The sequence below is a fragment of the Aquibium pacificum genome (genome assembly GCF_040839445.1).
GTDB lineage: Bacteria > Pseudomonadota > Alphaproteobacteria > Rhizobiales > Rhizobiaceae > Aquibium > Aquibium pacificus.
On sequence record NZ_JBDPGJ010000008.1, the window covers coordinates 22,661 to 35,834 of the forward strand.

General features: G+C 66.1%; 9 protein-coding genes. 3 read left to right on the forward strand and 6 right to left on the reverse strand.

Annotated elements, in window-relative coordinates; all coding sequences use genetic code 11:
- Nucleotides 1–60: 60 nt before the first annotated feature.
- Nucleotides 61–609 (forward strand): hypothetical protein, encoded by a 549-nt coding sequence (locus ABGN05_RS26290; RefSeq protein WP_373695986.1) that lies wholly within the window; start codon nt 61–63, stop codon nt 607–609.
- A gap of 8 nt (nt 610–617) precedes the next feature.
- Here the strand turns inward: ABGN05_RS26290 and folK are convergent, their stop codons facing one another.
- From folK to folP, 3 genes are read right to left on the reverse strand one after another with little or no spacing between them, the layout of a single operon-like run.
- Nucleotides 618–1,151, reverse strand: coding sequence for a 2-amino-4-hydroxy-6-hydroxymethyldihydropteridine diphosphokinase (gene folK / locus ABGN05_RS26295; RefSeq protein ID WP_367956998.1), 534 nt, complete (start codon nt 1,149–1,151; stop codon nt 618–620).
- A complete protein-coding gene (gene folB, locus ABGN05_RS26300; protein WP_367956999.1) occupies nt 1,135–1,494 on the reverse strand; it encodes a dihydroneopterin aldolase in 360 nt (119 codons plus the stop codon). Before folB ends, folK begins: the two co-directional genes overlap by 17 nt.
- Before the next feature lie 12 nt (nt 1,495–1,506).
- Nucleotides 1,507–2,361, reverse strand: coding sequence for a dihydropteroate synthase (folP, locus tag ABGN05_RS26305; protein WP_367957000.1), 855 nt, complete (start codon nt 2,359–2,361; stop codon nt 1,507–1,509).
- A gap of 108 nt (nt 2,362–2,469) precedes the next feature.
- On the opposite strand from folP, the gene ABGN05_RS26310 reads away from it, so the two are divergent.
- Nucleotides 2,470–3,087 (forward strand): DUF922 domain-containing Zn-dependent protease, encoded by a 618-nt coding sequence (locus ABGN05_RS26310; protein WP_367957001.1) that lies wholly within the window; start codon nt 2,470–2,472, stop codon nt 3,085–3,087.
- Nucleotides 3,088–3,117: 30 nt separating this feature from the next.
- Here ABGN05_RS26310 and ABGN05_RS26315 read toward each other — a convergent pair whose 3' ends face one another.
- The 3 genes from ABGN05_RS26315 to ABGN05_RS26325 all read right to left on the reverse strand — a co-directional run bounded on the left by ABGN05_RS26315 (nt 3,118) and on the right by ABGN05_RS26325 (nt 4,938).
- Nucleotides 3,118–4,137 carry an NAD(P)/FAD-dependent oxidoreductase gene (locus tag ABGN05_RS26315; RefSeq protein ID WP_367957002.1) on the reverse strand — a complete coding sequence of 340 codons (1,020 nt, stop codon included), beginning with the start codon at nt 4,135–4,137 and terminating at the stop codon, nt 3,118–3,120.
- A 103-nt stretch (nt 4,138–4,240) separates the two neighbouring features.
- Nucleotides 4,241–4,561, reverse strand: a complete 321-nt coding sequence (locus ABGN05_RS26320) for a 2Fe-2S iron-sulfur cluster-binding protein (protein ID WP_367957003.1) — start codon at nt 4,559–4,561, stop codon at nt 4,241–4,243.
- A gap of 110 nt (nt 4,562–4,671) precedes the next feature.
- Complete coding sequence (locus ABGN05_RS26325) at nt 4,672–4,938, reverse strand: Hpt domain-containing protein (protein WP_367957004.1); 267 nt, start codon at nt 4,936–4,938, stop codon at nt 4,672–4,674.
- 412 nt (nt 4,939–5,350) lie between these two features.
- Here ABGN05_RS26325 and ABGN05_RS26330 point away from each other — a divergent pair, with 412 nt between their 5' ends.
- A complete protein-coding gene (locus tag ABGN05_RS26330; protein ID WP_367957005.1) occupies nt 5,351–12,793 on the forward strand; it encodes an apolipoprotein A-IV repeat region-like domain-containing protein in 7,443 nt (2,480 codons plus the stop codon).
- The last annotated feature ends 381 nt before the right edge of the window (nt 12,794–13,174 follow it).

Consider the following 13,174-nt stretch of genomic DNA (forward strand, 5'->3'; position numbering starts at 1 on the left):
AACCAATCTTGGCCATGGTTTGACGGGTCCGATACAGTTCAAGTAGATCGCTGGTGCTTCATGACGACACGATTGCCTCGCACAGCATTCCTCCCGTTGGCGGCGGCGTCCCTGCTGGCGTTTCAGCTTGTCCCGTCGATGGCCGCGGACCGTGATGCCCAGTTCTTCCAGAGCGTGCGCGGCGAATGGACCGGGCCGGGCGAGATCGTGGCCGGCAAGTACAAGGGCACCAAGTTCACCTGCTCGCTGACCGGCGACATGCCGGACGGAAAGATAGGCATGGCCCTGGAGGGAAGCTGCCGCGTCGGTCTCTTCTCGCAGCGCATGTCGGCCCGGATCGAGCGCCGCGGCGGATCCTACCGTGGCAAGTTCCTCGACGGAGCGGAAGGCGACGGGCTCGACATCGTCGCCGGGAACGTCTCAGGCTCGAAGGTGGTCATGACGCTGAACCGCAAGCAGCTCAACGGCGCGATGCTCGCCAACATCAAGAGCAGGGACGCGATGAACGTGACGGTTTCCGTGCGCGTCAACAAGGAACTCGTTCCCGTGATCGGCATGAACCTGAAGCGGGTCGACGGTTCCAGCGTCGGGGCCATCGCACAGGAGTGATCCGCGGATCACTGTTCCGCCTTCACCTCCTGCCGCCACCAGTTTCCGCCGTGCTCCACGATCGAGATGCCTTCCTGGTCGACGCCGGCCAGATGTTCCGCCACTGACTTTCCCTCCAGTTCCAGCTCGGGAGCGATTTCGGTCAGGGGCAGGAGGACGAATGCGCGCAGGACCATGCGGGGATGCGGGATCTCCAGTCCGGGTTCCTTGTAGGAACGGCCGCCGAAATAGAGCACGTCCACGTCGATCGAGCGCGGCCCACCCACTTCCGTGCGAATGCGCTTCAAGGCGTTTTCCGCACCCAGGCACAGATTGAGGAGACCGCGCGCGGACAACGTCGTGCGCACCTCAGCCGCCGAATTCAGGAAATCCGGCTGATTGATGTCTCCCCAGGGCGGGGTCCTGTAGACGGACGAGACGGCGGATACCCGCGTCTGCGGGTCTGCGTCGATGATCCTGAGCGCGGCCGCCATCGCACGCCGCGGCTCCCCCAGATTGCCACCGAGGCTCAGGAAGGCCTGCTGTTCATTCGGGCCAGGCAACTGTCACCTCCACATGGTCGAGCACGCCGGCGACCGGCGCATTCGGCTTTCTCACCGTGATTTCGGCTTTCACAATCTGCGGGAAGCGCAGGGACAGTGCCTTTGCCACTTCGAGAGCGAGCGCCTCGATGAGGAAACGACGCTTTCCGGTGACGATTTCCTCGATCACCTTGAATGCCACCCCGTAGTCGACGGTGGCGTTGATCGAATCCCTCTCAAGCCCGTCACCGGGATCGACCGTCAGTACCGCGTCGACGTAGAACCGCTGCCCCAGGGTCTCCTCTTCGTCGAGGACGCCGTGACGCGCGAAGAATGCGCAGTTCTTCATACGGATCAGATACATGATGACTATCCTTCAAGCTCCCGCCGGCGCGGCGAGCATAGCATCCGCGACGCGCAGGGCATCGATGTTCATTGCGACATCGTGAACACGGAAAATCGCCGCTCCCTTGAGCCTCAGGATCGCGCTGGTGGCTGCCGTCCCGGCATCCCGATCCGCCGCCTCGCGTCCCGTCGCATGGCCGATGAAGCGCTTGCGAGAGGTGCCGGCCAGGAGCGGGAAGCCGAACGCGTGCAGTTCCTCGAAGCGCCGCATCAGTTCGAAATTCAGCTCCGGCTTCTCCTTGCCGAAACCGAAGCCCGGATCGAGCACTATTCTGTCGGGCTCGATGCCGGCATCCTTCGCGAGATTGAGGGAGCGGTCGAGGAAGACGTGCTGGTCTGCCACCGGGTCCAGCTCGAGGCGGCGCTCGCGGCTGTTGTGCATAAGGACGACCCCTGCCCCCGCCGCCTGGCAGATCGACGCCAGGTCCAGGTCGCGCTGCAGACCCCAGACGTCGTTGACGATATGCGCCCCCGCGTTCAACGCAACCCGCGCTGATTCGGCGCGGTAGGTGTCGATCGAGATCAGCACGTCGCCTCGCGCTGCCAGTGCCTCGATCACCGGCAGGATCCGGTCCTGTTCCTCGGTTGAGCCGACCGCGGCACTGCCAGGCCGCGTCGATTCGCCCCCGACGTCGATGATCGCCGCGCCCTGTACAGACATCGCGATTGCCTGCTCGATCGCCTGCGAGGCCGAAAGGAAGCGCCCGCCATCGGAAAAGCTGTCCGGCGTGACGTTGAGGATGCCCATTATCACCGCCTTCGGCCCGAGCACGAGTTCGCGCCCGTGGGCCAGTCGCCAGCGGCGAGGGCTGAACCAATCAGTCATGTGCCATCCGAACCCGTGCTCCCCGGTATCGTTCCGGCTTCCGGCAACCGTGAATCTGGTTGCAGGTTCGCCGGCCGTGACGCATGCTGGGCTTAACGGGGATGCGTCATGAAGAGAATGACTCTTTTCACATTTCTCAGCCTGTCCGCCGCCGCGACGGCTGCGCAGGCGCAGTCGATCTCGCGCACCTATTCCTATTTTTCGATCGGCGGCAGTACGCTCGAGGAGATTGACAAGGAACTCTCGCGGCGCGGTCCGAAGGTGAAATCGACCGGCCAGCGCCACCCCGGCGCCACCCAGATGCAGTTTTCCACGCGCTACACTTTCGCCAGCACGGCCGACTGGTGCCGGATCGATAACGCGGTCGTAACCGTTAAGGCGAAGATCATCCTCCCCAACTGGGGCCAGCGCCGCAGGGCCGACGAGGACACGCGCCTGATCTGGGACACGCTCAACGCGGACATCCGCCGGCACGAGGAATCGCACGTGCAGATCGCCAAGCAGCATGCCCGCCGGCTGGAGAGCGAGCTCGGGCGGCTCGGCCGCCGCGACGACTGCGAGCAAATCAAGGCGGATGCCGCGACGGTCAGCGCGCGGGTGCTTGCCGAGCACGACCGCGCCCAGGACAGGTTCGATCGGATCGAAACGATCAACTTCGAGAACCGCATGGGGCGGCTTCTCAGGTACCGGATGGAACGCATCCGCGCCGGAAGCCTGCAGAACTGAGGGCGGCGGCCTCCGGAACGTCGGTGGCGATCAGGCGACGCCAAGCTTCTTCTGCAGGTTCGTCGACGAGGTCGTGTACTGAAAGACGATCCGCTCACCCGGATTGGCGATCCTTTTCGCCGCCTGCGCCATCAGTGCCGCCTCATGGAAGCCGGACAGGATGAGCTTCAGCTTGCCGGGGTACCAGTTGATGTCCCCGATGGCGAAGACGCCGGGAATGGACGTCTCGAACTTCTCCGTGTCAACGGGGATGAGGTTCTCGTGCAGGTTCAAGCCCCATTCGGCGATCGGACCAAGCTTCATGGTCAGCCCGAAGAACGGAAGCAGCCGCGTGCACCTGATCTCGACTGGTCCATCCGGTCCCTTCACCGTCGCCGATTCCAGCTGACCGTCCGTGCCGGTCAGTGCCGTCACCTGTCCTACCTCGAAGCCGAGTTCCTTTCGCTCGTGCAGTGCGTACATCTTGTTGACGCTGTCGGGCGCGGCGCGGAATTCGGGCCGGCGATGAACGAGCGTCAGGCTGTTGGCGATCGGCTGCAGGTTGAGGGTCCAGTCGAGGGCCGAATCGCCCCCGCCGACGATGAGCAGGTCATGGCCCCGGAAATCCTCCATCCGCCGCACCGAATAGAAGACGCTCTTGCCTTCATATGCTTCGATGCCGGGTATCGGCGGCCGCTTTGGCTGGAAGGATCCGCCGCCCGCCGCAATCACGATCACCTTGGCCTCGATCGTCTCGCCTTCGTCCGTCGTGACCCGGTATCCGCCATCCTCCAGCTTCTCTAGCGATGAAACCATCCTGTTGAAGGTGAACTCCGGATGGAACGGAGCGATCTGTTCCATGAGCTTGTCGACCAGCCCCTGAGCCGAGATCGAGGGCCAGGCGGGGATGTCGTAGATCGGCTTTTCGGGGTAGAGCTCGGCGCATTGCCCGCCCGGCCGGTCGAGAATGTCGATCAGGTGGCATTTGAGATCGAGGAGGCCGAGTTCGAAGACGGCGAAAAGCCCAACCGGGCCCGCGCCGATGATGATCACGTCGGTTTTCTTCGTCATGCTGCACACCTTCGGGAAAGAAGCACCTGCCGCGGACAGGAAAGGCCCGCGGCCAGATCGAACGTCGCCGGAACCGCAATGTCCACGCGGCGGCGCGGTCGCGTCAAGCCTGGCGTTCAGGTACCCGGACAACGAGCCCGTCGAGTTCGTCGCGCACCTTGATCTGGCAGGAAAGCCGCGACGTGGGACGCACGTCGTAGGCGAAGTCGAGCATGTCCTCTTCCATCGGCTCGGGCTCGCCGACCGCTTCAGCCCAGGCTTCGTCGACATAGACGTGGCAGGTGGCGCAAGCGCAGGCTCCGCCGCATTCCGCCTCAATGCCCGGAACGGCGTTGCGGATCGCGTTCTCCATGACGGTCGAGCCGTTCTCGGCTTCCACCTCGAATTTCGAACCGTCATGCGCGATGTAGGTGATCTTGGTCATTCGGCTGGCCCCGGCGCTACAGACAAGCGGACTTATCGTGTCCGCCCGGCAAGTCAACCGCCGACACGGCCTGTCGGGCAGGCCGCGGCACGCCGATCCGGAAAAAAGCCCTACCGGCTGATCGCAGCGACGAAATCTCGCACTTCGTCGAGCGCGATAGCGAGCTTGCGCAGGTGTTTCTCGCTCGACGGATCGCTCTCGACATCCCCGGCGATGTCGGCCACCCGAAATGCGCCGATGCCGCGCGCCGCGCCCTTCAGGCCATGCGCAAGCGACAACCGTTCGGCCTCCGGCGCGGCACAGATTTTCTCCCGCACGTTCTTGGCCTGGTGGAGGAACATCGACAGCACCTCCTGCTCCAGCGAGCGGTCGCCCATCGTCTGCCTGGACAGATGGGCGAGGTCCACGGGCCTGTGGCGGGACGGTCCGCAGCTTTCCCCACCCGGCCGCGAAAACGCTACGGCTTCAACACTCGGCAACGCCATGCTCTTAAACCCGCCTGCACTCTTATGTCCGGGCTCGTATGCGGCCCCGGCTCGACGGAGACCATAATTCCGCCGGGTGGATATGCGGTTAACGCAGACCGTCGGACTGTGGCGGAAATTTGGTGGACCGGATCAATCGCTGTTAACCTTGTGTTTAAACTTTTACGCATGTGGCGACTTCCGTGTTTCCTTTGACCCCCTGTGCCACTACGATACGGGGGCCATATTGCGTCATGCGATCGGGCGGCAGTGCATCGGACGTCACGCGGGTCCGGGCGTAGAAAAAGTACAGGGTTGAAACGGCATGGCTCGCAAACCGACCACGACCAGGAACATCGACAACGACGTCGAAAGGGAGCTCGAGGAAGCCCTCGACATCAACTTCGCCGACGAAGAGATCGACCTGACCGCCTCGATGGAGGAACTGGAAGCCCAGATCTCCCTTGCCGCCGACGAACTGGCTCGCGAAGGTCGCGGAGAGGCCGCAGTGGCCGCCGCGAAGAACGCAGTGAAGGAGGCGCCCGCCGAGAAGAAGCCCGCGCCGGCCCCCGCCGCCGCAGGCCCCGCCCGTCCTGCCGAAGAGGCGAATTACCGTCCTGCCGTCCCCGAAAGCGGGACAGCACGGCCTGCCGCGCCCTTCACGGCCGCCAATGACGACCGCCAGAAGGACCTTACCGCCGTCCTCGCCAATCTTAACCGCCGCGGTTCGAGCGCGGTCTACTGGACGGTCGCCGTGATTTCGCTTCTGTGGATCGGCGGCGCGATCACGCTCGCCAACCAGCTCTATGCGCCAGCTATCTGGAACGTCCGCTCGTTCGACGCGCTTCTCGCCACGCCGGGTGCACTCGGCATCGCCGTCGCCGCCGTGCTGCCGCTCATCCTCTTCTGGGCCTTCGCGCTCCTCGTCCGCCGGGCGCAGGAAATGCGGCTCGCGGCCCAGTCGATGACGGCCCTCGCCTACCGCCTCGCCGAGCCCGAATCGGTGGCGCAGGACCGCGTGATGACGATCAGCCAGGCGGTTCGCCGCGAGGTGAACGCAATGGGCGAAGGCATCGAGCGCACGCTGGCGCGTGCGGTCGAACTCGAGACGCTCGTCCACACCGAGGTCAACGAACTCGAGCGCGCCTATTCGGAAAACGAGCGGCGCATCCGCACCCTCGTCGACGGACTCGGGACCGAGCGCGAGGCGGTGATCAGCCATGCCGAGCGCGTCCGCGCATCCATTGCCGGGGCGCACGAGCAGATACGCGAGGAGCTCAACTCGGCGACCGACCTCATCCAGGAGACGGTCTCCGGAGCATCGAGCAAGCTCACCTATACCATCACCAATGCCGGCGAGGCGCTGGTCGAGCGTTTCAACGAAAGCGGCAATTCGATCTACGGCGCGATCGACGAGCGGATGGAGAACATCACCGGCCGTCTCAGCACCTCCGGCGAGGCCTTCGCGAGCCTGCTCGACACCCGCATCGCGACGCTCACCGAAAGCACCGAAGCAGCGACCAGGACGCTCTCGCAGATGCTGGACAGCCGCACCAGCGGAATGGCCTCGCTGCTCGGAGGCGCCACGGATACGCTGACCCAGGAATTCGACCAGCGTCTGCAGGAGATCGAGCGCACGCTGGCCGAGCGCGGCCGCTCGCTCATCGGCGAGTTCGAAACGCGCGCCCAGGCGCTGGACACCGGCGCCGAGAAGCTCAACGCCGCGCTGGAGGCCCGTTCCCGCCAGATCAACGAGGCGCTCGCCGAGCGTACCCGCGACATCGCCGATGCGTTCCGCAAGGGCAGCGAGAACATCACCCATGCGGCCGAGGACAGCCGGGCGAAGGTCGATGCCGACATGAATGCGCTCGTCCAGTCCACCTCGGCCATGCTCGAGGCGCGCGCGTCGGAGTTCTCCGACCGGCTCGAAGCCGGGCGCGGCCGCATGACGGACATGCTGGACGCCGACCTGCGGCATCTCGAGGATGCCCGATCCGACCTCGAAGGCGTGGTGTCGGGCTATCTGGAAAGGCTGTCGGAGGGCCGCGGCAGTCTCACCCGTGCCCTGGAGGGAGACCTTTCGGCCGTGGACACCGCTTTCGCGGGTCAGCTCGACAAGATCGGCGGCAGCCGCCAGCAGTTCATCCAGGCCCTCCACGGCGAGATCGAGGGCATCGACGGCGCGGTCGAGGCGAGCCTCAACAAGCTTGCCGAACGCCGTAGCAGCCTCACGCAGGCGCTGCATGGCGAGATCGAGAACGTGGAGAACGCATTCGCGGCCAATCTGGAACGCCTGGCGCGGGGCCGCAGCGACCTCACCGCCGCGCTCAACCAGGACCTCGAGGGTCTCGGGGATGCGCGCGCAGAGATCGACGCCGTCGTCGCCGGACACATCGGCAAGCTCGCGGAAGGGCGCAAGCTGTTCCGCAAGGCGCTCGACGACGATCTTGGGCATCTCGCGCAGACGCGGGCCGAAATCGACGACGTGGTCGTGGGTCATCTCGGCAAGCTCGCCGAAAGCCGCGCGTCGCTGACGCATGCGCTCGAAAGCGACCTGGCGAACGTGGACGGCGTCGTCACGGCCCATCTCGACAGGATCGGCGATGGAAGACGCAGCCTGACGGAGGCGCTCGACGCCGACCTCTCACGCCTCGGCGAGACGCGGGCGGAGATCGATGCCGCGGCGGCTGCGCATCTGGAATCGTTCGCCCAGCGCCGCGACGCGCTGACCGAGGCCCTCAAGGCGGACCTCGCACGCATCGACACCACGGCGACCTCCCATCTTGAAAACATCGCTCAGCGCCGCGATTCGCTGGCCGAGGTCCTGCAATCGGATCTCGCCCAGGTCGAGGCCGCCGCCGCCGCCCACATGGACACGATCTCGCAACACCGCAGTTCGCTGGCCCAGGTCCTGCAATCGGACCTCGCCCAGATCGAGAGCGCGGCTGCCGCCCACATGGACGACATCGCCCAGCATCGGGCGACGCTGACCGAGGCGCTGCAATCCGACCTCGCGCGCATCGACACGACGGCTGCATCCCAGCTCGGCAGCATCGCCCAGCAGAGGGACGCTCTGACGCAAGCCCTGCAGGCTGACCTCGCCCAGATCGACGCAGCGACCGCCTCTCATCTGGAAAAAGTGGCGCAGCGCCGCGATTCGCTGACCGAATCGCTGCAGGCGGACCTCGTCAAGATCGAGACCGCGGTGGCCAGCCAGCTCGACATTCTCTCGGAAGGCAGGAGCGTCCTCACGCAGGCCCTCCAGGGCGATCTGGAGAACGTCGGTCAGGCGCTTGCCGATCATTCCGAGAAGCTGGCCCAGGCCCGCTCGATGCTGACCGGCGCGATCCACGAAGATCTCCAGCAGCTCGACCAATCGCGCGCCGAGATCGACGGCATCGTCGTCGGCCACATCTCCAAGCTCTCCGAAGGGCGCAAGCTCTTCAAGCAGGCGCTCGACGACGATCTCGGCCGCCTGGCTGGGGCAAAGTCGGAGATCGACGAGGTGGTCACCAGCCATGTGGCAAGGCTGGCGGAAGGCCGCAGCACGCTTTCGCAGGCTCTTGACGCCGACATGCAACAGATCGAGCACGCTCGGACGGGCATCGAGACCATCGTCTCCGACCAGCTCGCACGTCTTTCGGAAGGCCGGGACCATCTCACCCAGGCCATGGAGGCAGACCTCGTGCGCCTGTCGGAGACCCGCGATCTCATCGATCAGGCGGTCGCCGAGCAGGTCGCGCGCCTCGCCGACGGCAGGCACGTCCTCACCGAGGCGCTGGACGAGGATCTCGCGAAGCTCGCGGACACCCGCGCGCTCATCGATTCGGTCGTCAAGGAGCACCTCGACAATCTGGCGGACCGCCGCCACGAACTGTCGACCGCGCTCGACGAGGATCTGCGCAAGATTTCCGAGGCTAGCCAGGCCATCGACGGCTCGGTCACCACGCACGTCTCCAAGCTTGCGGAAGGCCGCAACATCATGACGCGCGCACTCGAGCAGGACCTCGGAAGACTCGCCGACACGCGCGCGGCAGTGGATGCCGCGCTCCAGGCGCACCTGGAACTATTGTCATCCAGCCGCGGCGAGATCACATCCGCTCTGTCGGGTGACGTCGAAAAGATTGAGGAGGCGTTCCGCCGCCAGACCGGCGTCATCGAGGAACGGACCGACACCATGCAGCGCGCCCTCGGCGTAGGCATCGAGAACGTCCGCGCCGCGATCGAGAACAGCGCCATCGTCGTGGCGGGTTCGCTGCGCGACAAGGTCATCGAGATCACGTCGACGCTCACCAACGAGGCCGGCCGCGTCTTCACCGACGCCGACGAGAAGATCGCGCACAGGATCGATCTGACGGCCAACACGCTCGCCGCCCGCGCCGGGGACTTCGCCTCCGCCTTTGACGAGGCCGAGCGCCGGCTCGGCGAGCGCGTCGACGTATCGGGCGAGAAAATTTCGCAGCGCGCCGCCGAACTGGCCGACGTGTTCGAACAGACCGACCGGAAGCTCGCCGAACGTGCAGACCAGACGGCCATCATGCTCTCCTCGCGCGCCGACGACATCGCCAAGCGGTTCTCCGACGCCGACGAGATGCTGCTCGCCCGCGCCGAGGCGACCGCCCGCGCTCTGGAGGAGCGCTCGGGCGGAATGGCGGCCACCTTCGACGAGACCGATCGGAAGTTGCTCGCAAGAGCCGAGGCCACCGCCCGCGCGCTTGAAGAGCGCTCGCAGGGCATCGCGACGGCATTCGACGAGGCCGACCAGAAGCTGCTCGCAAGGGTCGAAGAGACGGCCCGCACGCTCGACGAACGCTCGCGCGGCATTGCCGGGACCTTCGACGAAGCCGACCGCACGCTGATCGCCCGCGCCGAGGCCACCGCCCGCACGCTGGAAGATCGGGCACGCGGCATCGCGGGTACCTTCGACGAGGCCGACCAGAGGCTTCTCGAACGGCTCCAGGAAACCGCCCGTGCCATCGAGGAACGGGCACGCGGCATCACCGATACGTTCGACGACGCTGACCAGAGGCTCATCGCCCGCCTGGGCGAAACCGTCCGCACTATCGAGGAACGTGCGACCGGCGTAGCGGGCAGCTTCGACGAAGCCGACCGGCGGCTTGCCACCCGGCTCGAAGAGACCCTGCGGGCCATGGAGGATCGTGCCCGCGGTGTCGCCGGCACCTTCGACGAGGCGGACCAGCGGCTGGCCGCCCGTCTTGAAGAGACGGCCAACACCCTCGAAGAGCGTTCCCGCGGCATCATCGGCGGCTTCGAGCAGTCGGAACAGCGCATGCTCGCGCGGGCCGACAGCACGGCACAGACGCTCGAAGAGCGCGCCAAGGGCATCTCGGCCGCCTTCGACGAAGCGGAACGCCGCATCTACGTGCGCGCCGAAAGCACGACGCAGTCGCTGCTCGAACATTCGAAGGGCATCGCCGGCGCCTACGAGCAGGCGGAGAAGCGGATGATCGAACGGGCCGACCGCACCGCGGAGACGCTGCTGGACCGTTCGTCGACCATCGCCGGCACCTTCGGCGAGGCGGGCGACCGTCTCGTCGAGCGGGCGGAGAGCACGGCGGATGCGCTGCTCCAGCGTTCGTCGGCCATCACCGGCGCGTTCGACGAAGCGGGCAACCGCCTGATCGAACGGGTGGACCGCACGGCGGATACCCTGCTCCAGCGCTCATCGACAGTCGCCGGCGCCTTCGACGAGGCGGGCGAACGCCTGATCGAGCGGGTGGAAAGCACCACCCACTCGCTGGTGGAGCGTTCCGGCGTGATCGCCGACACGTTCGACGGCGCCGACCGCCGGATTGCGGCGCGCACGCGCCAGACCTCCGAGGAACTGGAAGCTCGCACCGCCCAGATCGACGCGGCACTGTCCAACGTCGAAAAGCGCCTCGGCGACAGCGCCGACGCCGTCACGGTGCGCGTCAGCGGCCAGATCACCGAAGTGGAACAGCGGCTTGCCGCGAGTTCCGAGCGCATCGGCCAGAAGCTGGTCGAGCAGGTCGCCAACACCGAGACGCAGCTGGTCTCGCGCGCCAACGTGATCGCGGAGACCTTCTCGGCCGTGAACCAGCATATCGGGCAGAGCACGTCCGAGGCGGCTGCCACGCTCGACGCCCGCACGCGCGAACTCAACGAAATGCTGGCGAACCGTGCCCTCGAGATGGGCAAGGTCCTCGACGAGAAGGCACGACCGCTCATCGACAGCTTCGCCGAGAGCGGCGGCGATCTCCAGAGGAGCCTCGAAGCGGCCACCCAAAAGGCGACGGAACGGCTTCGCTCCGAGAACGCCGCCCTGGTCAACGCGATCGCCAGCCGCACGGCCGAGACGCTGTCGGCCATGGAAGGCGCGCGCGAAAGCCTCTCCGGTAACATCAACGAAATCCTGGATCGTCTGTCGCTGTCCAACGCGAAGCTCAGCGATCTCGTCGGATCCGCGACGCGCAACCTCGGCGCCATCGACGAGCAGCTTACCGGTTCGACCGCGGCGTTCTCGGCAACGACCGAAAAGGCATCGCAGACCATCTCCAGCTCCGCGCGGCTCATCGACACCAACGCGAACCGGCTGGCGGAGGTGTCCTCGCAGGCGCTCAAGGAGGTTGCCGCGATCGCCAGCCGCTTCGACGATCATGGGCGGCTGCTCGCCCAGGCGCGGGAGATGCTTGGCTCGGCGGAGGCCAGCCTTTCCTCCACCATGGAGGAACGCCAGGCCGCACTGGAAGAACTCGCGGTCGGTCTGGTCAAGAAGTCCGAGGATATCGAGCGCGTGATGCGCTCCTTCGAGGGCATCGTCGGCAAGGCGATCGAAAAGGTCGAGGGCCGCACGCTCTCTTCGACGCAGCATATCCGCGACGCCATTGCCGAGGTCGTCGAGGCCGCGACGGAGCGCTTCTCCGGTGCGACCGAGGAGATCCGGCGTACCGCCAGCGAGATTCGCTCCGAACTGGAAGAGACACGTTCGGAACTGAAGCGGGGTGTCCTCGAACTGCCGGAGGAAGCCCGCGAATCCACCGGTGCGATCCGTCGCGCGGTCGGCGAGCAGATCGCGGCGCTGAAGGAACTGGCCGACATCGTCGCCAAGTCCGGACGCATGTACGACGTTACGGACTCTGCTCCGGCGCCCGTGCAGGTTCGGCATCAGGCGCAGCCGGTCGCTGAGCCTGCTCCGGCTTCGGCTTTCCCGCAGCCCGTCCGTCCCGCGCCTACGCCGCGGCGTGCTCCCGAGATGGACACGCGCGTGGCCGAACCGGTCCTTCGCGGAACGCTCGAACATGACCGCGTGAGCGAACCCGCTCCCGCTGACCGTGACGGCGCACAACAGGACGGCTGGGTGCAGAACCTGCTGCGCCGGGCATCGCGCGAGGAAGAGCCGAAGGCGGCGCCAGCGCCGGCGCCGGCCGAGCGCTCGCCTCTCCACGTGGTGGAATCGCTCAACTCGCTGTCGGTCGACATCGCTCGTGCGATCGACCACGAGGCGTCGATCGAGCTCTGGCAGCGCTACCGGCGGGGAGAACGCAACGTCTTCACGCGCCGACTCTATACGCTGAAGGGCCAGCAGACCTTCGACGAGATCCGCCGCAAGTACCAGATCGATGGAGAATTCCGCTCCGCCGTCGACCGCTATTGCGAGGATTTCGAGAAGCTGCTGCAGGACGTCTCGCGCAACGACCGCGACAACATGGTCACGCAGACTTACCTGACGTCCGATACCGGCAAGGTCTACACGATGCTGGCCCATGCCAGTGGCCGGTTGCGGTAGCAGGCACGATCTGAGGCCCGGAGAACGCCGGGCACTTGACAGCAAAGCTGCGCTGCCTCCCGAGGCAGCGCAGCTTTCCATTCAGGCGGAGGCCGACCGCTGACAACGTTCCGCCCGCGCACCCGCCCCCGACGATTGGCGGCGCCACCACCTCACCTTCGTCATCCAAGGGCGAAGCAGCCGCGAAGCGGCGTCGCGTAGACCCTGGGATCCATGCCTGAGCATCGCAGAAGCGTGAGGCAGTGCAGGAAACCGCCATTCGTCCGCCACCCCACCCGTCACCTCCTCTCACGCATAGATCCCCGGCTCTCCCTGCGCTGCGCTCCGGTCGGCCGAGGATGACGAAGCGGAAGGGAACGGTGCTCGGTTGGCGACAGCCCC